This is a genomic window from Glycomyces sp. YM15 (assembly GCF_016918015.1).
Lineage (GTDB): Bacteria > Actinomycetota > Actinomycetes > Mycobacteriales > Micromonosporaceae > Glycomyces.
In genome coordinates this window covers 20,910-45,006 of the sequence record NZ_JAERMK010000006.1, presented here as the reverse complement: position 1 = coordinate 45,006, position 24,097 = coordinate 20,910, and the positions used below count along the sequence as shown (strand labels likewise).

At 70.9% G+C, this 24,097-nt stretch carries 25 protein-coding genes; 13 read left to right on the top strand and 12 right to left on the bottom strand.

Annotated elements, in window-relative coordinates; translation table 11 throughout:
* Position 1 precedes the first annotated feature (1 nt).
* Genes JHY01_RS08510 through JHY01_RS08490 form a run of 5 tightly spaced genes read right to left on the bottom strand, consistent with a single transcriptional unit; the run spans position 2 to position 6,615 of the window.
* Positions 2–1,465, bottom strand: a complete 1,464-nt coding sequence (locus tag JHY01_RS08510) for a lipopolysaccharide biosynthesis protein (protein WP_205325200.1) — start codon at positions 1,463–1,465, stop codon at positions 2–4.
* Positions 1,453–2,331: a sulfotransferase gene (locus tag JHY01_RS08505; protein ID WP_205325199.1), complete on the bottom strand. Its 879-nt coding sequence runs from the start codon at positions 2,329–2,331 to the stop codon at positions 1,453–1,455. The genes JHY01_RS08510 and JHY01_RS08505 overlap by 13 nt, the downstream gene beginning before the upstream one ends.
* On the bottom strand, positions 2,328–3,563 hold the full coding sequence (locus tag JHY01_RS08500; protein WP_205325198.1) for a hypothetical protein: 1,236 nt from the start codon (positions 3,561–3,563) through the stop codon (positions 2,328–2,330). The genes JHY01_RS08505 and JHY01_RS08500 overlap by 4 nt, the downstream gene beginning before the upstream one ends.
* Positions 3,560–4,948 carry a hypothetical protein gene (locus JHY01_RS08495; protein ID WP_240192547.1) on the bottom strand — a complete coding sequence of 463 codons (1,389 nt, stop codon included), beginning with the start codon at positions 4,946–4,948 and terminating at the stop codon, positions 3,560–3,562. The genes JHY01_RS08500 and JHY01_RS08495 overlap by 4 nt, the downstream gene beginning before the upstream one ends.
* Entirely contained in the window at positions 4,945–6,615 is a 1,671-nt protein-coding gene (locus tag JHY01_RS08490; RefSeq protein ID WP_205325197.1) for a Wzz/FepE/Etk N-terminal domain-containing protein, read from the bottom strand. Before JHY01_RS08490 ends, JHY01_RS08495 begins: the two co-directional genes overlap by 4 nt.
* A 195-nt stretch (positions 6,616–6,810) precedes the next feature.
* On the opposite strand from JHY01_RS08490, the gene JHY01_RS08485 reads away from it, so the two are divergent.
* On the top strand, positions 6,811–8,616 hold the full coding sequence (locus tag JHY01_RS08485; protein ID WP_205325196.1) for a hypothetical protein: 1,806 nt from the start codon (positions 6,811–6,813) through the stop codon (positions 8,614–8,616).
* Between the two features lie 105 nt (positions 8,617–8,721).
* Here the strand turns inward: JHY01_RS08485 and JHY01_RS08480 are convergent, their stop codons facing one another.
* From JHY01_RS08480 to JHY01_RS08470, 3 genes are read right to left on the bottom strand one after another with little or no spacing between them, the layout of a single operon-like run.
* Positions 8,722–9,345 carry a DNA-3-methyladenine glycosylase gene (locus JHY01_RS08480; RefSeq protein WP_205325400.1) on the bottom strand — a complete coding sequence of 208 codons (624 nt, stop codon included), beginning with the start codon at positions 9,343–9,345 and terminating at the stop codon, positions 8,722–8,724.
* Positions 9,342–9,893, bottom strand: coding sequence for a DUF3515 family protein (locus JHY01_RS08475; protein ID WP_205325195.1), 552 nt, complete (start codon positions 9,891–9,893; stop codon positions 9,342–9,344). Before JHY01_RS08475 ends, JHY01_RS08480 begins: the two co-directional genes overlap by 4 nt.
* A gap of 14 nt (positions 9,894–9,907) precedes the next feature.
* A complete protein-coding gene (locus JHY01_RS08470) occupies positions 9,908–10,141 on the bottom strand; it encodes an Lrp/AsnC family transcriptional regulator (RefSeq protein WP_205325194.1) in 234 nt (77 codons plus the stop codon).
* Positions 10,142–10,286: 145 nt separating this feature from the next.
* On the opposite strand from JHY01_RS08470, the gene JHY01_RS08465 reads away from it, so the two are divergent.
* Positions 10,287–11,237 (top strand): thiamine-phosphate kinase, encoded by a 951-nt coding sequence (locus JHY01_RS08465; RefSeq protein ID WP_205325193.1) that lies wholly within the window; start codon positions 10,287–10,289, stop codon positions 11,235–11,237.
* Positions 11,234–11,383, top strand: coding sequence for a hypothetical protein (locus tag JHY01_RS08460; protein WP_205325192.1), 150 nt, complete (start codon positions 11,234–11,236; stop codon positions 11,381–11,383). The genes JHY01_RS08465 and JHY01_RS08460 overlap by 4 nt, the downstream gene beginning before the upstream one ends.
* A 227-nt stretch (positions 11,384–11,610) precedes the next feature.
* Here JHY01_RS08460 and rpmB read toward each other — a convergent pair whose 3' ends face one another.
* On the bottom strand, positions 11,611–11,802 hold the full coding sequence (gene rpmB / locus JHY01_RS08455) for a 50S ribosomal protein L28 (RefSeq protein WP_030157716.1): 192 nt from the start codon (positions 11,800–11,802) through the stop codon (positions 11,611–11,613).
* A 376-nt stretch (positions 11,803–12,178) separates the two neighbouring features.
* Here rpmB and JHY01_RS08450 point away from each other — a divergent pair, with 376 nt between their 5' ends.
* From JHY01_RS08450 to rnc, 9 genes are all read left to right on the top strand, one after another.
* Positions 12,179–13,357 (top strand): hypothetical protein, encoded by a 1,179-nt coding sequence (locus JHY01_RS08450; protein WP_205325191.1) that lies wholly within the window; start codon positions 12,179–12,181, stop codon positions 13,355–13,357.
* 115 nt (positions 13,358–13,472) lie between these two features.
* A complete protein-coding gene (locus JHY01_RS08445; protein WP_205325190.1) occupies positions 13,473–15,098 on the top strand; it encodes a DAK2 domain-containing protein in 1,626 nt (541 codons plus the stop codon).
* Entirely contained in the window at positions 15,095–17,377 is a 2,283-nt protein-coding gene (recG, locus tag JHY01_RS08440) for an ATP-dependent DNA helicase RecG (protein WP_205325189.1), read from the top strand. Before JHY01_RS08445 ends, recG begins: the two co-directional genes overlap by 4 nt.
* A gap of 205 nt (positions 17,378–17,582) precedes the next feature.
* Positions 17,583–18,140 (top strand): 16S rRNA (guanine(966)-N(2))-methyltransferase RsmD, encoded by a 558-nt coding sequence (gene rsmD / locus JHY01_RS08435; RefSeq protein ID WP_205325188.1) that lies wholly within the window; start codon positions 17,583–17,585, stop codon positions 18,138–18,140.
* Positions 18,141–18,160: 20 nt separating this feature from the next.
* Positions 18,161–18,628 (top strand): pantetheine-phosphate adenylyltransferase, encoded by a 468-nt coding sequence (gene coaD, locus JHY01_RS08430; RefSeq protein ID WP_374199511.1) that lies wholly within the window; start codon positions 18,161–18,163, stop codon positions 18,626–18,628.
* A gap of 35 nt (positions 18,629–18,663) precedes the next feature.
* Entirely contained in the window at positions 18,664–19,203 is a 540-nt protein-coding gene (locus JHY01_RS08425; protein WP_205325186.1) for a hypothetical protein, read from the top strand.
* Between the two features lie 169 nt (positions 19,204–19,372).
* On the top strand, positions 19,373–19,942 hold the full coding sequence (locus JHY01_RS08420) for a DUF177 domain-containing protein (protein WP_205325185.1): 570 nt from the start codon (positions 19,373–19,375) through the stop codon (positions 19,940–19,942).
* A gap of 33 nt (positions 19,943–19,975) precedes the next feature.
* The gene (gene rpmF / locus JHY01_RS08415) at positions 19,976–20,149 is read left to right on the top strand and encodes a 50S ribosomal protein L32 (RefSeq protein ID WP_205325184.1); all 174 of its coding nucleotides are present in this window, start codon (positions 19,976–19,978) and stop codon (positions 20,147–20,149) included.
* A gap of 13 nt (positions 20,150–20,162) precedes the next feature.
* On the top strand, positions 20,163–20,879 hold the full coding sequence (rnc, locus tag JHY01_RS08410; RefSeq protein WP_205325183.1) for a ribonuclease III: 717 nt from the start codon (positions 20,163–20,165) through the stop codon (positions 20,877–20,879).
* A 213-nt stretch (positions 20,880–21,092) separates the two neighbouring features.
* Here the strand turns inward: rnc and mutM are convergent, their stop codons facing one another.
* From mutM to JHY01_RS08395, 3 genes are all read right to left on the bottom strand, one after another.
* Positions 21,093–21,923 (bottom strand): bifunctional DNA-formamidopyrimidine glycosylase/DNA-(apurinic or apyrimidinic site) lyase, encoded by an 831-nt coding sequence (gene mutM / locus JHY01_RS08405; protein ID WP_205325182.1) that lies wholly within the window; start codon positions 21,921–21,923, stop codon positions 21,093–21,095.
* Positions 21,924–21,964: 41 nt separating this feature from the next.
* A complete protein-coding gene (locus tag JHY01_RS08400; protein WP_240192559.1) occupies positions 21,965–22,588 on the bottom strand; it encodes a response regulator transcription factor in 624 nt (207 codons plus the stop codon).
* A gap of 172 nt (positions 22,589–22,760) precedes the next feature.
* Complete coding sequence (locus JHY01_RS08395; protein ID WP_205325180.1) at positions 22,761–23,501, bottom strand: CAP domain-containing protein; 741 nt, start codon at positions 23,499–23,501, stop codon at positions 22,761–22,763.
* Between the two features lie 350 nt (positions 23,502–23,851).
* Here JHY01_RS08395 and JHY01_RS08390 point away from each other — a divergent pair, with 350 nt between their 5' ends.
* Positions 23,852–24,040 (top strand): hypothetical protein, encoded by a 189-nt coding sequence (locus JHY01_RS08390; protein WP_205325179.1) that lies wholly within the window; start codon positions 23,852–23,854, stop codon positions 24,038–24,040.
* Positions 24,041–24,097: the final 57 nt, after the last annotated feature.

Sequence of the window (24,097 nt, the reverse complement as noted above, 5' to 3'; positions counted from 1 at the left end):
TTCAAATCCTGGTCCGGTAGCGCAGCAGCGCCACCGCCCACGCGAGGCCCGCGGCCGCGAGCGCGGCCGTCGTCCACAGCGGGCCGAGCGGTGCGACCGCCAGCGGCAGGACCCCGAATCCGAGACCGGCCGCCGACAGCGCCCGCCTCGTCAACGCCCCGAACGGGTGCAAGCCGAACGTGCGCCACAGTTGCACGAGTGGAATCAAATTATTGACCAGAACGGCCGCCGACCACGCGATCGCCGCGCCGACGACCCCCATGGAAGGGATCAACGCCAAGTTCAACCCCACGTTGACGACGAGTGAAATCGAGACGTCGATCAGCTGCCACGAGGTCTTCCCGGCCATCGCCAGCATCGAGTCGACCACCCCGCACGCCGAGCTGATCATCATGGCGGGCACCAGGATCCACACCACCAGCCGCGCGTCCCCGCCCACGTACTCGCCGCCGAACAGACGCAGGTACCAGTCCGCGAGCAGACCCACCCCGAGGTACACCGGCCACGTGAGCGCCACGATCCACGCCGTCGACTCCTGGTACAGCGACCGGGCCGAAGCGGGCTTCCCGGCCGCCATCGCCGCGGCCGCGCGCGGCTGCACCGACTGCCCGACCGCCCCGGAGGCCATCTGCCCGACGATCACGAACCGCGTCGCCACCGTGTACACCGCCGCCGGGCCCAGCCCGGCCAGCGCCGCCACCATGATGATGTCGAGCCGCTGCAACCCCAGCTGCGCCACGCCCGCCGCGGCGCGCGGTGCCGTGAACCCCCAGAACGCCCGGGCCGAGACCCGGTCCGGGAACCCCTGATCCGTCCGCGACCTCCGGTGGCGCCGCGCCAGATACCAGGCCGCCGCCAGCGCCGCGGGCAGGTACGGCAGCACCCACGCGAACGTGATCGTGAACGGCGACGCCGTGCCCGCCAACGCGATCGCGCCCAAACCGACCAGCTGCGCCACCGTGCGCCCGAACTTGTCGATGAGGACCGAAGGCCCCATCAGCCGGTACCCGCGCGTGGCGGCGAGCAGCGCCTCCATCGCGACCGACGCGGGCAGGAACACCGCGATGAGCCGCACCAGATCCGGGCTCTGGAACATCGGCGCCGCCAGCAGCAGGCCGAACGCCGCCGCCATCGACACGATCGCCGCGGGCCACAGGCCGAGCTTCAGGACCGAGCCGACCGCGCCGTCCCGTCCGTTCCGGTGCAGCCGCGCCACCCAGTACACGAGCCCCGTGGGCGTGCCCAGCCGCGCGATCGCGCCCGCCAGCAGGAACACCGAGGTCGCCGCGAAGAACGCGCCGGCCTCGGCGGGCGAGAGCGCCACGGCCGCCAGCCAGGTGACCGCCAGGCCTCCGAACCCGGAGACCGCCGCTCCCACGAGGTTGACCAGCCCGCCGCGGGCCGTGCCGCGCAGCTCCTCACGCCCGGCTTCCTCCGCGGTCGCGGTGGAAGTCAGCGCCGCCAACTCGGCACGCTCCCGAGCCAATCCGCGAGCCGTTCGTCATAGGGCCCGTACAGCTCCGTCAACTGCTCGCGCAACGACGCGGACATCGGGGAGGGACGCCCGCGCGCGTTGTGCCGCGCGAAGGCGAACTCCCCGAGCCACGGCAGGCCCAGGAACCGCAGCACGCGCTCGAACGCGTCCTCCGGCCTGGAGAAGAACTCCCCGGAGTCGAGCACCAGCACCCGGTCCCGGCCCACCTGCTCCGCGAGGGGCTCGAGGAAGTCCGTGTACCGTCCCCGCTCCGTGTACGCGTGGTGCTGGTGGTCGAAGTCGTACAGTGAAGGATCGGCCCGCAGCCGCTCCTCCACACCGTGGAGCCGCGTCTCCTCGGCCGCCACGGCCTCCTCGAAGTCCGCGATCGGCTCGAACCCGCGCGCCACCTCGTGCGCGTGGTGCGACCACGCCCGCTCCACCGGGTCGCGCACCAGCACGATCACCTTGACCCCGGGCAGGTCCCGCGCGAAGCGCGCCGCCGCCAGCGGATGGTAGAGGTAGTACGGGCTCGACTCGAACGCGATCGGGGCGAGCCCGGTGTGGTCGGCGATCCGCCGCGCGGCCGCCTGCGTCGGGAAATGCCCCCGGTACCAGGACATGCCCTTGTCGTAGCCCGTGTCGAAGTAGTGCACGCCCTTGTGGAACACCGGCTTGAGGACCGCCGGATGCTGGGCCAGGGCCCGGTACAGGGACGTGGTGCCGCAGCGCTGGCCGCCGCAGATCAGCAGGCCCGGCAGGATCCGGGACGAGGCCGTCAGTCGCCCGAACGTGCGGGTGGAGTGCCCGACGACGGCTTTCAACTGGCTCGGGATGCGGTCCCTGATCTGGCTCATGACTGTCCCCCCGCCTCGGAGGCGGTGCGCTGGCGGGCGATGTGGCGCAGCAGCGTCGGCAGGAGCCACCGGCCGAGCGCGCCGAGCGCCGCGCCCGCGCGTTCGGCCTGGTCGCCCATGTAGCGGGCGGCGAGGTCCACGAGGTACAGCAGCGCGGTCGGCTCGGCCTCGCCGGGCGCGATCCCCATGGGCGCCAGTACGGCCGGTGCGTCGGCGACGAGGCCGAGCACGGCCGTCGTCGGATCGGCCCCGCGGGTGACGATGTGGTCCTGCAACTGGTAGTGCACGGCGTCGAACCCGTAGGGGACGCCGGTCTCGAAGCGCTCGAGGTCCCACAGGTACACCAGCGTCTCGGTCTCGCGGGTGTTCCACGGGGCCCAGTCGCCGTGCCACGCGCCGAAGGTCAGTTCCGTGCCCGCGTACCGGTCGAGCAGGGTCTCACCCGCGGTCTGGAGCGTGTCGGCGTCGGTCTCGCCGCGGGCGGTGAGGTCCTTGAGGCGCGATCGCAGCCGCGTCGCGTAGTCGGATTCGCCGAGCGGGAAGCGGCCGGTGCCGCAGGCGTCGGCGAGCTCGCGCATGGCGGCGACGCGGCGGGCGGGCCCGGTGTCGGCCGGGGCGTCCCAGGACGGGAGCGCCGAGGTCACCATCAGGTTGTGGCCGTTCCAGTTCCCGGCGTGCAGGAGCCGCGGCACCTGCAGCAGCTTGAGGTCGCAGAACTCGTTGAGTCGCCTGGTGGCGTTCGTCTCGGCCTCCACGAGCTCGCGGGTGAGCGGGTTGACGCCGAGCTTGGCGAACGCCACGGTCGCCGCGTCCCCGTCGAGGATCTGCAGCACCGGTTTGCGGTTCGCCCGCGCCGGTCCGATGTGGATGCTCAAATGCACCTCGTGGCCGAGCACGGACGCGAGGTGGTCGTCGATGCCTTCGGCGCCGCCGACCTTGATCCGGTGCGGCAGCAGCATCCGGTCCAGGCCGAGGCGCAGGGCCCACACGGCGGCGTCGCGCTTGAGGCGCGCGCCGCGCGCGGCGGGCCGGGCGTAGCGGTGCAGCGCGGCCGCGGCGACCTTGCGGTCGGCGGCCGGGATGAGCACGCGCGGCTTGCGCCGGCCGGGCACCACGATGTACGGCCGCGGTGCGTCGTCCTGCGCCGCGCCGGGATACAACTGGTCGAGCACCTCCGCGAGGTAGGTCGCGCGCCGGCGCAGGTCGTCAGTGGTCTTCAGGGCTCGGCTCATCGGTTCTCCGTATCTGGGCCGTGGTGTGACACCCCGGGCGGGCGGCCCGCGGCGAGGAGGACGTAACTGAGCAGGGTGAACAGGAGGGGCGTGACGAGGGCGTTGTAGTAGAACATCGTGATCAGCGAGAAGCCGACGACGGCGCTCCCCGCGATGCCGACCGCGGTGTGGTCGTGGCGGAACCGCCACAGGACCGCGAGCGCGAACCCGAGGTACGTGACGGTCCCGAGGATGCCGTGGGCGAACATGACCTGCCAGAGCTGGCCGTTCCCGCCGAGCGTGCGTCCGCCGCAGCGCGGGCATTCGGGGGTCGGCCCGACGGCGATCGACTCGCCCGAGCCGAGGGTCTTCCGCGTCGATCCGAAGCCGATCACGGGGGAGTGCTCGATCACGAGCTCCGTGGCGCGCTCCGAGGAGAACGCGCGGCCGTCATCGGAATGCCCGTTGTCGAGCCGCGTCTGCACCACCGTCCCCAATGGTGTGAGCACCACGAGCAGCACGGCCGCGCACCCGGCGCCGCCGAGTGCGAGCATCCCGCCAGGGCGCCCGGAGACGAGCAGCCGGAGCGCCGCGAACACCGCGATCGCGGCGAGGCCGAGCCACAGGCCGCGGTTCATCGAGTACACCGCGGGCACGAGCGAGGCCACGAGCAGCACGACCGCCGCGACCCGCCACTTCGTCCGCAGCGGGGTGCAGAACGCCGCGACGACGAACCAGACCGCGGTGATCGCGAAGTTGTTGCCCCACGTGTTGGTGTAGCCCCAGGGCGCGGCCGGGCGAGGCGTCTCGTAGCCGAGGAAGTCCATCGTCTGCGCGGCCGCCGGGTGCACGAGCGACTGGACGAACCCGTCCTTCGCCACGGCTTTCGGCAGCAGCGCCTCCACGGGCGACGTGTACTCGAAGGAGCCGAGGAAGGTCCCCAGGAACCCGCCCGCCACCGTGACGACGAACAGCCACCCCAGCAGCCGGATCAGCCTGTCCCGCTCGAGCTTCCCCTCCGCCAGGAGGTTGTGCGCCCACAGCGCGATGAGCGTGCAGCAGCAGTAGAACCCGAGCCGGAAGGTCGCGCCGGGCAGGCTCGAGAACCACGTCTCGCGCACGGTGCCCGGCGGGTCCACGCCGAGGTTCGCGAGGCTCAGCGTGACCGCGAGCAGGAACAGCAGCCACCACCCGAACGCGGGCGGCACACTGATCGACCTGCGGCGCACCAGCTTCACCGCCGCGACGGCGGCCACGAACGGGATCACGAGGACTCCCATGCCCAGTGCCCACCACAGCGGGAAACCCGCGAGCAGCCAAGTGAGCGAGGCGCCTTCGCCCGCGCCGCGCGCCTCCGGGCCGATTCGGCCGCGCCCGGCGGCGCGGGCGGCCGCGAGGAGCGTCATCGCGACTCAGCCGAAGGGACTGCGGCGGGCACGACCGGTATCACCTGGGTCGTCGCGGCCCGCTCCTCCGCCTCGCCCTCGACGGGCTCGAGCGAGTCCGTGGGCGTCTCGTCCTGGGAGACCTTGCGCGGCGACGGGTTCTCCCGGCGCGCGCTCGGCAGCGGGACCGTGTTCATCGGACCGAGCGCGCTCGGCAGCAGGACCGCCCCGAGCAGCGGCGTGTCGATCTGACGCATCGCCAGCGCGGCGGCGGCGGTCTCGGCGATCGCGTCGCGCCCGGACTGGACGGCGAGGATCACCGCGTCGGCGTGCCCGGCGAGCAGCTGCGCGTCCGCGCTGCACGACAGCGGCGGGGCGTCGACGACCACGAAGCGTCCGGCTTCGGCGAGCTTCGAGAAGGTCTCGGCGGCGGCCTCGCTGGTGGGGCCGGCGGCCCGGGCCGCTGCGCCGGGGCCGATCACGCTGAGGCTGGGCTGCCTGGGCGCGGCATGCGCGGCCTCGGCGAGGTCGACGCGGCCGGACCAGACGTCCGCGAGGCCCGGCACCGAGTCCGTGCCGAAGAGCTCCGGCAGGCCGACGGTGGTGCTCGGGTTGGCGGCGACGGCGGTGGCGCGGTCGCCCGCGCGGGCCATCGCGGTGGCGAGGTTCGCGGCGACGACGCTCGCGGCGGGCCCGGGGGCCACGCCGGCGACGACGATGACGCGCTGGTCGTGCGTCAGCTGGGAGGCGACCACGTTGCGGAGTTGGGAGAAGACCCTGCCGCCGGGACTGTAGGCCCCGAAGACCTCGCGGCGCTGGAACTTCACGGCCGGGGGCACGGAGGCGAGCACGTCGAGTTCGCACCGTTCGACCAGGTCGGTCGGGTAGCCGACCTTGCGGGCCAGGCGGTGCCGGGCCCACGCGAGGATGAGGCCGAGTGGCAGGCCGAGGCCGAGTGCGGCGGCGAGGTTGAACATCGCCTTCGGACTCACCGGCGCCCGGGGCACGGAGGCCTGGTTGATGACCCGGCCGGGCGAGACCGCGTCCTGCTGAGCGCCGAGTTCGGCGATCTCGGCTTCGAACTCCTCGGCCTCCTGCCGCAGCGCGTCGAGTTCGGATTCGAGACCGGACCGGTCGTCGTCGCCGGAGTCCATCCGGGACAGTTCGTCTTCGGCGGCGGCGACGTCGGCCTTGACCCCGTCGAGTGCGACGGCGGCGGCGGCGATCGCGCGGTCGATGGAGGCCGTGGCGCCGGAGCGGCGGTGCTCGAGGTAGGCCTCGCTGAACGCGACGGCCCCGGACTGGGCGGCCTCAGGGTCCCCCGCGCGGAAGGTGATCTCGAGCACGGCGGTGTTGGGCGGCACGGTGACCGACACGCGCGGGACGAGGTCGTCGGGATCCTTGGTGCCGAGCGCTTCGGCGGCTGCCAGGGCGACCTCGGTGGATTTGACGAGCTGGGCCTCGGTGTCGAGGTTGACCTGTCCGGCGGTGCGGGCGCCCGCGACGGCGGTGTCGCTCGCGGTGGGCAGCACCAGGATCGAGGATGTGGACTCGTAGACCTCCTCGCTCAGCGAGGTGTGGGCGAACCCGGCGGCCAGAGCCGCGGCCACCGTTCCGATGATGAGCCACCAGGAACGGCGGACGATGACGCCGTAATCGGCGAGCGTGCGGGCGGCAGGGGTCCTCAACGCGAAGGCCTTTCTCGTTCTCGGTATCTCGGTTGAGTAACGAGCGATGCGACCTTGAGGTGACGGGCGTGCCACACGCCCGCGTCGGGGTGAGGTTGCGTTTGCGAGAAGAAGCGAGTAAAAACCATTATGGTCGATAATATGGAGGATTGCGGCAATTGGTCGAAGATCACATTGGACGGAAGAAGGTGAAAGATGCGCGACACTGACACACGCCAGCGCCTGCGGGCGGGTCGCGGCATCGTGACCGCCCTGGCGGTGCTCCCGCTCGTGTTGGCGGGCTTCGTGGTCGGCTACGGAGTCGGCGTGGGCGGGGACCGTCTGGGCGACACCGTCGGCGAAGCCTGGCAGGACGGGAACGGCACCTACGATCACGAGCCGCTCGCGGCCTCCTTCACGGCCACCGAGTTCGAGAATCCGGCTCCCCAGTCGCCCGCCGTGCTGCCCGTCGGCTTCTCCGCGGACCTCGGCGTCACCGTCACGCACCTCCAGTTCTTCCTCGACGAGTCCACGGTCCGGCCCGAACACACGGCCGAGCTGCGCCTGCCCGTCGCGGTCCCGCCCGGCGGCGAAGGGATGACGTTGGAGGTCGCCTCCGTGCACCCGGTGAGCTGCCTCTGTGCGCTGACGGCCGCGACCGCTCCGCCGTACGGGGCCGTATGGGACGCGGTGGAGGTCGACGCCGGCACGACGGAGGTCGTCTTCGACGTGACGGGCGCGATCGACGCGCCCGGCCGCTACGGATTCGCGGTGACCTCTCCGGACCGCGATGCGTACCTCGAACTCGCGGGCACCGCATACGGCGAGGGGCCGAGCCTGCGCGCCATCTCACCGGTGCCACCGGTGAGTCCGGTGTCGCCGAGCCCGTATCCGACCATGGAGCCGCCCTCGCCGGTCGAGCCGACCGACGCGCCGACCGCCCCGGTGCCGTCCGACCCGACGCTGCCGTCGGCTCCCAGCTCCCACCAGTCGCCGACCCCGCCCTCCTCCGGCCCGCCGCTGCAGCCCGAGTCCGGTCAGGCCGCGGACACGCTGACCGAATGCGCCACGGACGAGAAGCTCGTGCCCGCCTGCGGGGCCCTGGTCGGCGCCGCGGCCGGAGGGAAGACCTCACTGGACAAGGAAGACGCCTTCCTCGATTTCGAGGCCACAGTAGATCGCACGCAGCAGATCTACCACGCATATGAGCGGGCCGACAACCGGCTGTTCCCGACCAGGGACCAGATCGCGCTGACCGAGGATCCGGAGCGCCCGCGGACCCTGTTCATCAACTGGAAGCCGCAGATGGCGAAATGGGCCGAGATCGCCGAAGGCGACCCGGAGGTGGACGCCTACCTCGACCGGCTCGCCGCGCACATCAAGGCGAACTTCGACAAGCCGTTCTTCTTCACCGTCCACCATGAACCCGAGAACGACGTCGTCCAGCGGCCGGGCTCGGGCATGGAGGCCCGTGACTATCCGGCCATGTACCGCTACGTCATCGAACGCCTGCGCGGGAACGGCGTGGACAACCTGGTGTCGGTCATGAACTACATGGGCTATCTCAAATGGGTCGAGGTGCCGTGGCACGACGAGCTGTACCCCGGCGACGACGTGGTCGACTGGATCGGCCTGTCGGGCTACGGCCAGTCCCTCAAGGACGACGGCCGGTTCGACTTCGGGGAGCTTCTGGACACGACCCACCCCGAATTCGGCTGGCCCGGTTACTACCACTGGGTCGCCCAACACCATCCGCGGAAGCCGATGATGCTCGCCGAGTGGGGCGTCTTCACCGACGACAAGCATCCAGGCCGCCAGCAGACGGTGTTCGAGGCCGCGATGGACCAGATGGCGCACTATCCGCGGCTGAAGGCGATCGTGTACTTCTCGTCCCCGAACGCCGAAGGTCGCAACTCCGAAGTGGACCAGGATCCGGAGGCGCTGGAATCCTTCAGGGCGTTGATGCGATCGCCGTATCTGAACGTGAGACTCGATCTGGATCCCGAAAACCCGCCGAGGTAGCGGAACGGCGGTGGCGTGACGGTAGGGACGATCGCCCGCCCGGCACCGGGGACCGGGGCGGGATGCTCGGGGCGGTGGGTCGCGGCACCCGTCCTGAGCGGAAGATCAGCCCGCTGCCTGCGGCGCCTTCGGGTGGCGCTTGTACGGGGACACGAACCGGTCGCCCGGAATCCAGAAACGCCAGGCGGTGTCGGCCGCCTTCGTGATGCCGGTCCTCGGCCCGGCGGCCACCGCCGCCGCGCCGCCACCCTGCCGCACCGCGCCGATCATGTCGCTGCCGTCGTCCTCGCGGTCCCAGCCCAGCGCCTGCGCCAGCCGCGCCGGGCCGCGCGCCAGATCCCGGTCCGGGACTTTTGCGCCGCGCCGCTCGCGCGCCGCATCGAGGCCGTCGACGACCTCCCCGGCTCGCAGCAGCACCGCCGCCCCCGACCCGTCCGGGCCGCACACCAGGTTCGCGCAGTAATGCATCCCGTACGTGAAATAGACGTACAGGAACCCGGGCGGGCCGAACATGACGGCCGTCCGCTTCGTCTGCCCACGAAAGGAATGCGAGGCCGGATCGTCCTCGCGGTACGCCTCGACCTCCGTCAGCCGCACCGTGACGCCGTTCGCGGTCACGGTGCAGCCCAGCAGTTCCGGGGCCACCTGCACCGAATCGCGCTCGAAGAACGAACGGTCGAACTCCCCGGCGCGCGGCGCCGGGGCGGAGCGACGGCCTCCTTCGGTCACGCGCACCCGGTCGGTGCTTCCGCGGCGGCCGGAACCTTGGCCGCGATCACCGTCGACAGGTCGTTCAGCACGTCCACCGGCTGCTCGTCGGCATCCGGCACGTTCACGCCCACCGGCACCTGCCGGTCGAGCGTCGTCCACTCCACGCCCGCCTCGTCCGAGTACCAGCAGACCCCGTTGAGCTTGTAGACCAGCGCCGTGTCCTCCACCGCGACCGGCTCGACCCCGCAGGACGCCACCACCGCCGGATCGCCGTACGCCAGAACGGCCTCCGCCGCGCTCGCGTCGCCCTCGCCGCCCGAAACCGGGCGCGCCCGCAGGCCGCCCGCCGTCTCCGGCGCGGTCGCCGTCAGCGCGAGGCAGATCACCGCGTCCTCGTCGCTCAACACGGGCACCTCGACCGACACCGCCGACAGGTCCTGCCGCGCGTGCTCCTCGGCCTCGGGAGCGATCGCGTTGAACACCAGCACACCCGAGACCACCGCGACCGGCACGGCCACCGCGGTCGCCACGATCGCCGGAAGGCGCGATTTCTTCTCGGAACCCACCAGGACCGCACTCCTCAGGCGTTGAGAATCGAACAGGTCAACGTGCGGGTAATGCCCGGCACACGCTGGACTTTACTCACCACCAGCGTCCTGAGATGGTCTCCGGAGGCGGCCTCGGTGAGCACCACCACGTCATAGGGACCGGTCACGATGTCGACCCGGACCACGCCCTCGATCGCCGTCACGCCCTCGGCCACCTGCTCGGCCATGCCGACCTCGGTCTGGACCAAGATGTACGCCTGCACCATGCGACAGGCCTCCTCAGGAGAACGGGCAGAAAGGGATCGTGGGGCCTAACCCGACACGGGCGGGCCTGACCGCATCGCGATCGCCGTTGAGCGAAGATTACCCAGTGCTTCACCGACCAACAAACGCCCGAGAAATGATCCCCACGTGAGTGAGACCGTCGCCGAGGTCGGCGAGTTCCGCCTCATCGAGCGCTTCACGCGCCATTTCGCGACCACACCCGCCGTCGTGCTCGGCCCCGGTGACGACGCCGCGGTCGTCACCGCCCCCGACGGTCGCGTGGTCGCCTGCACCGACATGCTCGTCGAAGGCAACCACTTCCGCCGCGATTGGTGCTCCGCCGCCGACGTCGGCCACAAGGCCGCCGCCGCCAACCTCGCCGACATCGCCGCCATGGGCGCCCGGCCCACCGCGCTCCTGGCCGCCGTCGCCGCGCCGCAGGACCTCCCCGCCGAATGGCTCGAAGGCCTCGCCTCCGGCCTCGCCGCCGAAGCCGCAGCGGTCGGCGCGGCCGTCATCGGCGGCGACACCACCCGGGGCGAACTCCTCACCGTCACCGTGACCGCTCTCGGCGATCTCGAAGGCCGCGATCCGGTCCTTCGCTCCGGTGCGAAACCCGGCGACGTGCTCGCGCTCGCCGGCCGGATCGGTTGGGCCGCCGGAGGACTCAACGTCCTCTCCCGCGGCTTCCGATCCCCGGGCGCGCTCGTGGGCGCCTACCGCAGGCCGCAACCGCCGTACCCGGCCGGGCGTGACGCCGCCCTCATGGGCGCGCGCGCCATGATCGACGTCTCCGACGGCCTCCTCGCCGACGTCGGCCACATCGCCGACGACTCCGGCGTCGCCATCGACGTCGACACCGCGGCCCTTCCCGTCCCCGAACCGATGCGCAACGCCGCCGAAGCCCTCGGCGCCGACGCCCGAGGCTGGCTCCTCACCGGCGGCGAGGACCACGCGCTGGCCGCGGTCTTCCCGCCCGACGTGCTCCTCCCCGAAAGCTGGCGCCGCATCGGCGCCGTCAGCGAAGGCGCCGGCGTCACGGTCGACGGCCACCGCTGGACCGGCCCGACCGGCTGGGACCACTTCGCGAGAGCATGACGATCAGGCGCGGCACTGCAGACGCCCGCGGAGCCGGTGCGACCCGCCGCGCGCCGGCAGGCGGCTCGACCATTTGGGGCTGGGGCTGGGGCTGGGGCTGGGGCTGGGGCTGGGGCTGGGGCTGGGGCTGGGGCTGGAGCACGTAGGCGCGCGGCGCGGTCGGCCGCGCCTGCCTGCCCGCCCTGGGCGGGTCGGTCGGCCTCCCACCCGGGTCCGACAAGACGGCGGCGGTTTCGCCGTCGGTGTCGGCGCACTCACGACAAGCGCCGAGCCCGGATGGCCGCACGGCGATCCAGACTCGGCACTGCTTCGGATACGACAAAGCGCCGCCGGGGCACAGCCCCGGCGGCGTAAGACTTCGCGGCGTCAGCCCTTAGCGGGTGACCTTGCCGGCCTTGATGCACGAAGTGCAGACCTTGGCGCGGCGCTTGTTGTCACCGGAGCCAGTCGCGATGCGGATGGTCTGCAGGTTCGGGTTCCAACGACGACGGGTCTTCTTGTGGGACCACGGGACGTTGTTGCCGAAGCCCGGGCGCTTGGCGCAGACTTCACACACGCTCGACATAATCCAAAACTCCTGCATTGACGTTCATTCGGCCCACCCCGACGGTGGGCAACCCGGTAATTCTAACGGACCCGGCAGACCGCCGGCCATCCAGGTGGCGGGACCTGCGCCACAACCGCCGGGAGCTCAGGTCCCGGCAGCCGGGCCGACCGCGGACGGGTCCGGTCCCACCCGGGCGGAACACCTGCGCCGCAATCGGACCCAGGCCCGTATCGCGCCGTTTCGTCGGTCCTCCCAGGACGCTCCGCGGCGGCACTGCGCTGTGGCGGCTGCCGCGGTCGGCTACCGTTGGTGACTCTAGGATGGGTTCAGATCCCGTAGGCTGGCCGCATACACACGATGTGCCGATGCCCATATCTTCTTTGGTGAGTCGAACATGAGCCACACCCCGCAGCAGCCTGCCGACGGCTGGCAGCCGCCGCAGCAACAGCCCCCGGTGTACCGCCCGAACGAGCAGCCTCCTCAGGAGGAGGCGCCGTGGTCGCCGGAAAGCCAGCGCATGGCGCAGTCGGGCCGGCAGGGCCCGGTCGAAGAGGACGGGACCGTCAAGTACGTCGGCGGACCCGGCCAGCCCTCACCACAGCAGTTCGGTCCGCCTCCGGGTGTCCCCGTCTCTCCGTTCGACGCGCCGATGCAGCAGAACTTCCAGGGCATGCCCGCACAACCGCAGCAGCCCTTCCAGGCGTCTCCGCCGCCTCAGGCGGCCTCGGATCCGTTCGGCCCCGCCGGCGGCATGCCCGTCTCGGGTATGCCGGTCTCCGGGATGCCGCCCGTCTCCTCGATCCCCGCTTCGGGAATGCCGGTCTCCGGCATGCCCGTCTCGTCCCCGGTCGGCCAGCCGCCGTTCGGCGGCGGTCAGTTCGGACCCCAGGGCGGTCAGCTAGTCCCGGTCTCGGGCGGCGGCGCCCAGCCGTGGGGTGCTCCCGACACGATCCAGCGCAAGAACAAGAAGAAGGGCGGCAAGGGCCCGATGTGGCTCATCGTCGCCGGCATCGTCGTCGTCGCGCTGGCTCTCGGCGTCGGCGGTTTCATCCTCTTCAACCCGCTGGACGGCGATGGCGACGGCGACGGCGGTGACCCGACCGGCACGATCGAGACCGGAGCCGCCGAGACGGTGAAACCCGAAGTGGCCGCCGATGCTTCCGGGCTGAGCATCCTGGCCCCGGAGAACTCGGCCGCGGCGGAGAACCCGCCCGCCGTCTTCACGGAAGCGACCGGACTCATTCTGGGAGACGGCGGACCGACGGTGTTCTTCGGCGCCCTCGACCCCGCAGTGATCGGCGCCGGTGAGGGCGTGACCTCCAACGACCTCAGCCTGACGCTGCAAGGCCTGGCCGCGACCTGGGCGGGCGGCACCGCTGAGGGCGCCACCGCGGCGCCGTACCGGGTCGACGCCCGGGAGGCAGTGTTCGACACCTTCACCGTCGGCGATCTGACCGTGATGACCGCGGTCATCATCAACGGCGACGGCTACGTGGGCTTCGTCGGCTCGGCCACCGCCGACCAGGTCGAAGCGCTCGAAGCGGCCCGCAACAGCCTCAGCTTCGGCTCGTGACCAGCGCATAGGCATCGACCGGCCCGCACGTGCGAACGTGCGGGCCGTTTCGTCCCCGCCCGGCTCGGCCACTTGCGCTTCCGCCGGACGCCGCAGGGGCGTATCCTCATGGCCCGTGGCCGAAATCCCTGAAACCGGACGCCAGGTCCTCGACGCCGACATCATGCGTGAGTGGGCCGCGCGCGGCATCGACACGTTGACCCGCCACCGCCGCGGCGTCGACGAGCTCAACGTGTTCCCCGTGGCCGATTCGGACACGGCGACGAACATGGTCGCGACCCTCCAGGCCGCCTTCCAAGGCGCCACGCCCAGGCTCCGACTCGAAGCGCTGCTCGACGAGGCCTCCGGGCGCGCGCTGCTCTCGGCCCGCGGCAACTCCGGCGTGATCCTCGCGCAGATGCTCCGCGGGCTCGCGGACGTCTGGAACAGCGACGAGATCGACGCGAAGGGCTTCGCCGCCGGACTGCGCTCCGCGACCGACGCCGCCACCGCCGCCGTCGCCGTCCCGACGGCCGGCACCATCCTCACCGTCGCCGAAGCCGCCGCCTCAGCGGCCGGGAAGGCCGCCCCGTTCGGGCTCGTCTCGGCCGCCCGCGCCGCCGCTGAGGCCGCGGCCGAGGCCGTCGCGGCCACCCCCGGCCAGCTGCCCGCGCTCGCCCGCGCCGGGGTGGTGGACGCCGGGGGCCTCGCGCTCACCGTGATCCTCGAGGCGCTCGTCGAGACCCTCACCGGCTCGGTTTCGACGGGGGCGCTCGACCTCCTCGAACGCCATCGCGTGCGGACCGTGTCCGAGGTCGAGGAGGTGCCGCGCGAGACCGGTTCCGAGGTCTTCGGCTACGAGGTCCAGTACCTCCTCGAAGCGAACGCGGCGGCCGCCGCCGACCTGCGGCACGACCTCACCGCGCTCGGCGACTCAGTGGTCATCATCGGCTCGCGCGCCGCCGAGGCCGTCACCACGTTCAACGTCCACGTGCACGTCAACGACATCGGCGCGGCCATCGAGGCCGGGATCGAACGCGGCCGCGTGCACCGCATCTCCGTGACCCGCTTCGACGACACCCTCGGGGGCCACGCGAGCGCCCGCATGCACGCCGCGCCCGCGCGCCGACCGGTCCAGGAGACCGAGGCGCCGACGCGGGCCCTCGTCGTCGTCACCGACGCCGCGGGGATGCGCGAATTCCTCGCCGGCGAAGGCTGCCGCACCGCGACCGCCGCCACCGTCGGCACCGAACTCGCCGCGGCCCTCGCCGACGGCGTGGGCAACGCGGTCGTGCTCACCGACAGCCTCGACGCCGAGCGCGCCGCGCACCGCGCCGCAGAATCCGTCCGGAGCGAGGGACACCGGGCGACCGTCCTCGCCACCGGCACCCTCGTGCAGGCCGTCGCGGCCGTCGCCGTCCACGACCCCGAGCGGCAGTTCGACGACGACGTCGCCGCCATGGCCGAGGCGATCAGTTCCTGCCGCACCGGCGAGCTCCGTGCCGAGGCCGAGGGCATCGCGGTCGTCGTCGGCGAAGCGGACTTCGGCGTGCTCGACACGGTGGAGGAAGCGGCCCGCGATCTCGCCGACCGGCTCTGCTCGAACGGCGCCGAACTCCTCACGGTCCTGCCCGGTGCCGGTTCGAACGCCGGGATTGTCACAGCCTTGAGCGATCATGTGCATGAGGCGTGGCCGCTCGTGGAGATCCAGCAGCTGCCCGCCGGAGACGACGAACCACTGTTGCTGCTAGGAGCCGAATGACCATTGGGCTGGAGACCCGGCTGCGAGAGGTCCTGGGCAAGAAGACGGTGGAGGCCCTCAGCGAGGGACTGGGCCTCGACACCGTGGGCGACCTTCTCGGACACTATCCGTTCCGCTACGCCCAACGAGGCGAGCGCACCGACCTCGGCGCACTCCAGATCGGAGAGGACGTCACGGTCGCCGCGCAGGTGCGCGCCGCCATACCCAAGTCGTTCGTCCCCAAAGCCTCCGCCCATGACAGAGGCGGCCGCGGAGGGCGGCCGGGCGGCAAACCCCGCGACCTCCTCGAAGTGATCGTGGCCGACGAGGCCGGGCGCTCGCTCACCCTCACGTTCTTCAACCAGCCCTGGCGGGCGAAGGAACTCGTCGCCGGACGCTGGGGCCTGTTCGCGGGCAAGGTCGCCCAGTTCCGCGGCCGCCTCCAACTCAACTCGCCGCAGTACCGGCTCCTCGCCGAGGACGCCGTCGCCGGGCCCGCCGACACCGCGGTGAGCGCGATCGAGGAGTTCGCCGGGACGCTCATCCCCGTCTACCCGGCCACCGCCGAGATCCCGACCTGGAACATCGCCAAGGCCATCCACACGGTCCTCGACATGGTCCCGAACCCGCCTGATCCGCTCCCGCGCTCGCTGCGCGAAAGCCTGAACCTCCTCGACTACGGCACCGCGCTGCGCCAGATCCACCGACCCGACTCCCACGAAGCCCTCGGCGCGGCCAAGAAGCGCCTCAAATGGCAGGAGGCCCTGGTCCTCCAGGCCGTCCTCGTACGCCGCAAGGCCGAGGCCGCCGGTGAGGCCGCCACCGCCTACGCCCGCGGCGGCGCGCTCCTCGAGGCCTTCGACGCCCGCCTCCCGTTCGCGCTCACCGAGGGCCAGCGCCAGGTCGGCGACGAGATCGCCGCCGAACTCGCGGGGGAGCACCCGATGCACCGCCTCCTCCAAGGCGACGTCGGCTCCGGCAAGACCCTCGTCGCGCTGCGAGCGATGCTCCAAGTCGTGGCCCACGGCGGCCAGGCGGCGCTCCTCGCGCCCACCGAGGTCCTGGCGGCCCAGCACCACCGGTCCATCGTCGAAATGCTCGGCGACCTCGCCCGCGGCGGCGCCGACCTCATTGCCGAACTCGAGAACTCCTCCGGGCGCGGCGCACCGCCCGAAGCCACCCGCGTCGCGCTCCTCACCGGCTCGGCCACGGCCGCGCAGCGCCGCACCGTCCTCGACGAGGTCAAGACCAACACCGCCGGGATCGTCATCGGCACGCACGCCCTCCTCTACGACGGCGTCGACTTCGCCGAGCTCGGCTTCGTCGTCGTCGACGAGCAGCACCGCTTCGGCGTCGAGCAGCGCGACGCCTTGCGCGCCAAAGCGAGCCGGACACCGCACACGCTCGTCATGACCGCCACCCCGATCCCGCGCACCGTCGCCATGACCGTCTACGGCGACCTGGAGACCAGCCGCCTCACCGAGCTCCCGGCCGGGCGCACCCCCATCGCCACCCACGTCGTGCCCTACACCGACCAGCGCTGGATGGCGCGCACCTGGAACCGCGTGCGCGAGGAGGTCGCCGCCGGACGCCAGGCCTACGTCGTATGCCCGCGCGTCGGCGACTCCGACCAGAAGACCGCCAACGGCGACGAGCCCGAAGCCTTCGTCGAAACCGACGGCGACAAGCGCCCGCCGCTGGCCGTCGTCGACGTGATCGAGCAGCTCCGCGCCGGCGCCCTCAGCGGCCTGCGGCTCGGCCTCCTGCACGGGCGACTCGACGCCGACGAGAAGGACCGCGTCATGCGCGCCTACGCCGCGGGCGAGATCGACGTGCTCGTGGCGACCACCGTCATCGAAGTGGGCGTCAACGTGCCCAACGCCACAGCCATGGTCGTGCTCGACGCCGAGCGCTTCGGCATCTCCCAGCTCCACCAGCTCCGCGGCCGCGTCGGCCGCGGCGCCCATCCCGGCCTGTGCCTGCTCGTGAGCGAAGCCGCCGAAGGCTCCTCCTCCCGCGAGCGCCTCGACGCGGTCGCCTCGACCACCGACGGTTTCGCGCTGGCCGAACTCGACCTGGAGCAGCGCCGCGAGGGCGACGTCCTCGGCGCGGCCCAGTCGGGCATGAAATCGCACGTGAAGCTCCTGTCGCTGTTGAAGGACGCCGACATCATCGAGGCGGCCCGCGCCGCGGCGACCGAGCTCATCCGGGCTGATCCAAAGCTCAAGGCCGAGCCGGGCCTGGCCGCGCTCGTCGACGACCTCGCCGCCGACCGCGGCGAGTTCCTGGAGAAGGGCTGACCCGAGCGAATCGGGAAGGCTGGAAGGCTCGGGGCCACGACCCGGTCCTGCGTGCACCGTGCTCGGACGACCGCCGTGAACACCGAAGGGACACCCGCGAGCCGCATCGCGGCGAACCGGCGGCGCTCGCCGCGCGACGGGTCGCCCGCATCGCACCGCGGCACGACTGACGGCTCGCGCCGCGCCGCATTATTGTTGGGGGCAAATGACTAGGATCATCGCCGGCAGCCTCAAGGGCCGCCGCCTCGCCACGCCCCCGGGGGACCGCACCCGGCCCACCTCCGACCGCGTCCGCGAAGCGCTGTTCAACTCGCTCGCCCCCGGCGGCGACCTCGACGGACTGCGCTTCGCCGACCTCTACGCCGGGTCCGGCGCGGTCGGCCTCGAGGCGCTCTCGCGCGGTGCCGCGTCGGCGCTCTTCGTCGAGTCGCACGTGCTCACCGCGAAGCTCTTGCGCCGCAACATCGCCGACCTCGGCGTCACCGGCGCGGAAGTGATCTGCGCCCCTGTCGAGAAGGCCCTCCAGAACGGACCGGTCGAGCCGTTCGACATCGTCTTCGCCGACCCGCCCTACGCGGTCACCGACACCGCCATCGCCGATGTGCTGGTTGCGCTGGTCGCGAACGGCTGGCTCGCCGAGGACGCCGACGTGGTGGTCGAACGCGGCGGCAAGGACGCCTCCGTCCCGTGGCCGGACAAGATCGCAGAAGACCGCGTCCGGCGCTACGGCACCACGGCCCTTTGCTACGGTCACGCCCTGTGAAACCTGAAGCTCGCATCGCCGTGTGCCCCGGTTCATTCGATCCGGTGACCTACGGTCATCTCGACATCTTCGGACGCGCCGCCCAGCTGTACGATGAGGTCTGGGTCGCGGTCTTCCACAACGCCTCCAAGAACGCGCTGTTCAGCGTCGAGGAGCGGGTGGAACTCCTCCGCGAGACCACCACGGACATTCCCAACATACGAGTGGCGTCCTTCCGGGGGCTCGTCGTCGACTTCTGCCAGAAGCACGGCGCCGGTGTACTCGTCAAAGGCGTCCGCGCGGTCTCGGACTTCGACTACGAACTGCAGATGGCCCAAATGAACTACGGGTTGCGAGGCATCGAGACGGTCTTCATTCCGACCAACCCCCTGTACTCCTTCCTGTCGTCCTCGATGGTCAAGGACGTGGCGAAATGGGGCGGCGACATCTCGCCCTACGCGCCTGAAATCGTCCAATCGCGACTGATCGAGCGTTTGGGGCAGGATTAGCCACGTTTCACACCCTCATCCGGGACAATGTCCCCATGACTGACATCGACGGGAGCAAATCGGTGGGTGCGCTCGACCGGATCGAAGAGATCATCGCCTACGTGGAGCAGGCCAAGGCCGTGCCCATGTCCCGGGCCTGCAAAGTGGACCGGGCCGAGATGATCGCCATGCTCGAAGAGCTCCAGAACGAACTCCCCGGCGACCTGCGTCGCGCCGAGGCCATGCTCCAAGAGCGCGACAAGATCATCGACGCCGGCGAACGCGAAGCCGAGCGGATCATCACCGAGGGCGAGACCGAGCACGCGCGGCTCGTCTCCCGCCACGAGATCACCGTCTCCGCCGAGCACGAGGGCAACCGCATCATCGCGGAGGCCCGCGGCGAGGCGCAGCGGCTGCGCGACGAGGTGGACGAGTACGTCGACACGACGCTCGCCAACTTCGAGCAGTTCCTGCACCGCGCCCTCTCGGGCGTGGAGCGCGGCCGCGACAAGATGCACACCCTCCGGGAGATCGGCACCTTCGCGCCCTCGCCGCAGGAACCCGTCGAAGAAGAGAAGCCGCTGCCGCAATTCTAGGGAGTGCGCCGACCGGCGACGGCCGGTGCTCCCGCGCGCCCGCGTCCAGGGGCAGGAGTCGCGTCACGGTGCCCGCCACCTGGGTTGGGGCCGCTGCCGCCGCTGATGTAGCATTACCGGTCGGCCTCGATCGAGGCGCACCTCCCTATCGAAGGACCGCAGTACACCCATGACGACGACCGCTCTGGATCCCGCCGCGCCGCTGGTGTTCGACACCGCGGAGCTGCGTGGCGCGGGCACGACGATGCACGTCGCGCGCGAGATCCCCGCACCCGAGGCCTACGGCCTCGAAGCGGTGTACGCGGTCCCCCAGGGCGCGGTCCTCGACCTCGACGTCCACCTCACCGGCGTCAGCGAAGGCGTGCTCGCCACCGGCCAGGTCGAGGCGGTCGCCGAAGGCGAGTGTGCGAGGTGCCTCGCACCGGTGCAGGACGCTCTCAGCGTCCAGGTGCAGGAGCTGTACGCTTATGAAGGCTCCGTCACCGAAGCGACCACAGAAGCCGACGAGATCTTGCGGCTCGAGGGGGATCTGCTCGATCTGGAGCCCGCGGTCCGGGACGCGCTGGTGCTGGCGATGCCAGTCACCCCGCTGTGCCGACCTGACTGCCCGGGATTGTGCGCCGAATGCGGCGTTCCCTGGGACGAACTGCCCGACGACCACGTTCACGAGACCGTGGACCCCCGTTGGGCGGGCTTGGAGAAGCTTCGACTCGCCGACAATGACGGCGAATCGAAATAGCACAGCGTAAGCGTATAGGTATGGAGTTCTGAAGTGGCTGTTCCGAAGCGTCGTATGTCGCGCAGCAACACCCGACACCGTCGGTCGCAGTGGAAAGCTGCCCCGATCCAGTTGATCGAGTGCCCGCAGTGCCACGCCAAGAAGCGCGGCCACCAGGTCTGCGAGACCTGCGGCACCTACAGGGGCCGTCAGGTCCTCGAGGCCTAAAGTCCTCCCGCACATGGGCGACAAGGCAGTACAACATTTCGAAGCGGTGTTCGGGGTCAGCGATATCGACCCCGAACTGCTGCGTCTCGCCCTGACACACCGCTCCTACGCCTACGAGCACGGCGGACTGCCCACCAATGAGCGCCTGGAGTTCCTCGGGGACTCCGTGCTCAGCCTGGTGGTCACCACCGCGCTCTACCAGGATCACCCCGACCTGCCCGAAGGGCAGCTCGCGCGCCTGCGCGCGTCCGTGGTGAACATGAAGGCGCTGGCCGGGGTGGCGCGTCGCATGGGCGCCGGCGGGATCGGCCCGCATCTCCTGCTCGGCAAGGGCGAGGAGACCTCGGGCGGTCGCGGCAAGAACTCGATCCTCGCCGATGCGGTGGAGGCGCTGCTCGGCGCCGTCTACCTGCAGTACGGCGTGGAAACGGCCAAGACCGTGGTGCACCGGTTCTTCGACCCGCTCATGGAGGCCGCGGCCGGTCAGGGCGCGGCCCTGGACTGGAAGACCAGCCTTCAGGAGTTGACGGCCGACTCCGGACTCGGCGTGCCCGAGTACCGGATCAGCGAGTCCGGACCCGACCACGCCAAGCAGTTCACGGCCTGGGCGGTCGTGGCCGGCGAGGAGTTCGGCGAGGGCTCCGGCGGTTCCAAGAAGGACGCCGAGCAGATCGCCGCCCAGCTGGCCTGGCAGGTCCTGTCAGAACGCCTGGGCGTGAAACAGCGGTGATCACGACATAGTCGCGAAGCGGCTTCATGACTTGCAGGCTTCGCGAAGAGGGGGCGGAACCGGTTTCGGTTCCGCCCCTCGCGTTTGCGCCGCGGCCGAAACCCCCGTCCACCAACCCCCACCCACCACGAGAGGGGAATGTAGCCTCCAGCGTGGCGCGGGGGTCCGACGAAACGGTGGCCCGGTGGCGCTCGTGTCACCCGAAAGCGTGGCTCAACGCTGGCATTTCGGGCAGTAGTGGGCCGATCGGTCGCCGATGACCTCCCGTCTGATCGGCGTGCCGCAGCGTTTGCACGGCTGTCCCGCACGGCCGTAGACCGCGAGTTCGCGGGCGAAGTACCCGTTCTCGCCGTTGGCGTCGACGTACAGCCTGTCGAACGAGGTCCCTCCCGCGTCGAGCGCCTCGGCGAGCACGTCCTTGACGTGGCCGATCAGCTCCATGGCCTTGCGCTTCGAGATCGAGTCGCCGCTTCTCCTGCCGCGCAGTCGGGCGCGCCACAGCGCCTCGTCGGCGTAGATGTTCCCGACGCCGCTGATCCAGCGCTGGTCGAGCAGGGCCTTCTTGACCTCGATGCGGCGACGCAGGAGCTTCGCGACGCAGGCGTCCGCGTCGAACTCGTCCTCGAACACGTCAGGGGCGATGTGCGCCAAGGTCGCCGGCACCGGCCCGTCCATCTCGGCCAGTTCCAGGAACCCGAACGTGCGCTGATCGACGAACCACAGTTCGCGTCCGTCGGTGAAACGCAGCCGGACCCGCAGGTGCTTGTGCGCCTCGCGCTCGTGGGTGATCACCAGGAACTGGCCGCTCATGCCGAGGTGGCACACGAGGGCCCGGCGGTCATCGAGTTCGAGCCACATGAACTTGCCGCGGCGCCCGCTGCCGGTGATCGTGAGCCCTTGCACGTGCCTGCAGAAATCGTCGACGCCGGGGGCGTGGCGGCGCACGGTCCGCGGGTTGTAGACCTCGACGCTGTGAATGCGTCCGCCGCGGAAGGCCTGATCGACCCCGCGGCGGACGGTCTCTACTTCGGGAAGTTCTGGCACCGCTCAAGTATGGGCCTTCGGGAGCGCGCCGCTCCCGCGGCTCAGCTGAGCTGCGGGTGCTGCTCCCTGACCGTGTCGATGCCGTAGTTGATGGCGAAGGCGATGGCCGCGAGCCGCGAGTTGACGCCGAGTTTGCCGAGCACGTTCTGGACGTGCGAGCGGACGGTGGACACCGAGACGCCCATCTGCGTGGCCATCTGCGCCGTGGGCTCGCCGCGGACGATGCGGCGCAGCACGTCGTCCTCTCTCGGTGTCAGATGGTGCGCGAGTTCGAGTGCGTCGTGCTCGCCGAGGAGTGGGGCCGGCTGAAGGGCCGCGCGCAGGAGCTGCGGATCGTAGTAGGGCGGACTGAGGAGCCCGCGGTCGATGGCTTCCAGCAGGTCGCCGGGCATGATGTGGGTGTTGGCTATCCCGGCGGCGGAGACCGAGACGGCTTTGCGGAGGACCGAGCCGTCCTCGCGGTCGGTGATGAGGAAGAGCGGCCGCTTGCAGTCGGTCAGGACCCGGTTCCGGGAGACCGCCTCGAGTGCGACCAGGCAGCAGTCGATCTGCGCATCCGCCGCCACGAGCGCTTTCGCGGTCCTGGCCTCCACTGGGATGTCACCGCGTCGGTGGAGCAGGGGTCGAATGCTGGCGGAGAAGACCTGATTCGGGTCGTACAGCATGACACGCACGGTTGGCACCTCGTCCTTCAGGTTTTTTGGTCGCCTCCCCAGATGCGCGCCTCAGCGGGCGGCCATCCCAGCATGACTGTTGGTAATCATTCAGTCCAGCGTTGAGTCGGATGGACGACAGTAAGAGGTTCCAGCGGTCTTCACCTGCGATAATGCAGGCTCGCTACCCGAAGTTCTGGACCCAGTAGAGGGTGCCGTCGCGGTCGGCGACGCCGATGCCGATCACGCTGTAACCGCAGTTGAGGATGTTGGCTCGGTGCCCGTCGGAGTGCATCCAGCCCTCCATCACGGCCTCGGCGTCCGGGTATCCCGCGGCGATGTTCTCGCCGACGCCGCCTTCGTAGCCCTGCTCGGCGGCCCGTTCGGTCGGGCCGCGGCCGTCCTGCGAGGTGTGGTCGAAGTAGTCGTTGACCGCCATGTCCTCCGCGTGGAGGCGGGCGGCCGCGTCGAGGCGGGGGTCGCGTTCCAAGGCGCCGCAACCGGCTTCGGCGCGCTCATCGTTCACGAGGTCGGCCACGGCGGCCTCGACGTCGGCGTGGGGGCTGGATTCGGCCCCGCCCTCGCCGTCGCCCGATCCGCCGTCGTCGGCTTCGGTAGGCGCCTCGGTGGTCTCCTCGGGCGTCTCGGTGGTGGGGACTTCCTCGGCCTCCTGCGTGCGCATGCCCGCTTCGCCGGGCGCGGCCTGCCCCGGGGCCTCAGGGGACGAGGGGTCTTCCGCGGGGGTGGTCTCGACGACTGCGGTGGTGGGGGCGTCGCCTGAGACGGCGAGGCCGTCGAGTGGCGATCCGAGCGCCCACAGTGAGGTCGCGCCGGCCGTGAGGCCGAAGACCGCCGGGATGATCATGAGCATCCGGCGGCGCTGCTCGGCGCGGTCGCGGTGGCGTCCGCCCTGGAGTCTTCGCATGAGGGTACGGCCTCGTCACGTGGCGTTACGTGTAGATCGTTCGGATTTTCCGGGACCTTACCAGGTTCTGGCGGCCCGTGCACGGACCAGTTCGGCCGCGATCGGCCGCGAGGCACCCCCCTCAGGTGTGACCCCCGTCGAATCCAGTGGGCAAAGCATGTGCAAAGCTTGACGAGAACCGTCGATCAGGCGGATGATGTCAGGAGACGGCCAGTGTTCACGAGCCGTGCTCCACTGGTCCGGCTAGGGGCAATCGGCCCCAGCGGCTAAAAAAATTCACTCAGCAAAATGCGACGTTTTCATGGTGCGTACGCCAACGCCACCAGTCGACGTGATCGCAAGGAGAAACCATGGCGAAAGCCCTCTACGGCCACATCGGCCAGGCTCCCAACAAGCGCCTGCTCGAAGAAGTGGTCCAGCTACGCGCGCGAGTACGTAACCTCGAGTCCGAGCTTGCCGAGCTGCGGGCCCGAGAAGACGAGATCGAGCACGATCATGTCGAGGAGTTGATGCGGCTGCAAGAGCCCGCGTTGACCTAGTTTCGTCTCGCGACAACGGAACACCAGCGCGCCTGCTGCGGGACAGCCGGCGCGCAT

What these genes read in the sequence shown, in the direction of transcription:
- JHY01_RS08500 (WP_205325198.1), bottom strand. Translation starts at nt 3,563, where the DNA reads ATGAGCCGAGCCCTGAAGACCACTGACGACCTGCGCCGGCGCGCGACC.
- JHY01_RS08470 (WP_205325194.1), bottom strand. Translation starts at nt 10,141, where the DNA reads ATGGTGCAGGCGTACATCTTGGTCCAGACCGAGGTCGGCATGGCCGAG.
- JHY01_RS08505 (WP_205325199.1), bottom strand. Translation starts at nt 2,331, where the DNA reads ATGAGCCAGATCAGGGACCGCATCCCGAGCCAGTTGAAAGCCGTCGTC.
- JHY01_RS08395 (WP_205325180.1), bottom strand. Translation starts at nt 23,501, where the DNA reads ATGCGAAGACTCCAGGGCGGACGCCACCGCGACCGCGCCGAGCAGCGC.
- JHY01_RS08450 (WP_205325191.1), top strand. Translation starts at nt 12,179, where the DNA reads ATGAGCCACACCCCGCAGCAGCCTGCCGACGGCTGGCAGCCGCCGCAG.
- recG (WP_205325189.1), top strand. Translation starts at nt 15,095, where the DNA reads ATGACCATTGGGCTGGAGACCCGGCTGCGAGAGGTCCTGGGCAAGAAG.
- JHY01_RS08420 (WP_205325185.1), top strand. Translation starts at nt 19,373, where the DNA reads ATGACGACGACCGCTCTGGATCCCGCCGCGCCGCTGGTGTTCGACACC.
- JHY01_RS08485 (WP_205325196.1), top strand. Translation starts at nt 6,811, where the DNA reads ATGCGCGACACTGACACACGCCAGCGCCTGCGGGCGGGTCGCGGCATC.
- JHY01_RS08495 (WP_240192547.1), bottom strand. Translation starts at nt 4,948, where the DNA reads ATGACGCTCCTCGCGGCCGCCCGCGCCGCCGGGCGCGGCCGAATCGGC.
- JHY01_RS08400 (WP_240192559.1), bottom strand. Translation starts at nt 22,588, where the DNA reads ATGCTGTACGACCCGAATCAGGTCTTCTCCGCCAGCATTCGACCCCTG.
- rpmB (WP_030157716.1), bottom strand. Translation starts at nt 11,802, where the DNA reads ATGTCGAGCGTGTGTGAAGTCTGCGCCAAGCGCCCGGGCTTCGGCAAC.
- rnc (WP_205325183.1), top strand. Translation starts at nt 20,163, where the DNA reads ATGGGCGACAAGGCAGTACAACATTTCGAAGCGGTGTTCGGGGTCAGC.
- JHY01_RS08460 (WP_205325192.1), top strand. Translation starts at nt 11,234, where the DNA reads ATGACGATCAGGCGCGGCACTGCAGACGCCCGCGGAGCCGGTGCGACC.
- rsmD (WP_205325188.1), top strand. Translation starts at nt 17,583, where the DNA reads ATGACTAGGATCATCGCCGGCAGCCTCAAGGGCCGCCGCCTCGCCACG.
- JHY01_RS08425 (WP_205325186.1), top strand. Translation starts at nt 18,664, where the DNA reads ATGACTGACATCGACGGGAGCAAATCGGTGGGTGCGCTCGACCGGATC.
- JHY01_RS08390 (WP_205325179.1), top strand. Translation starts at nt 23,852, where the DNA reads ATGGCGAAAGCCCTCTACGGCCACATCGGCCAGGCTCCCAACAAGCGC.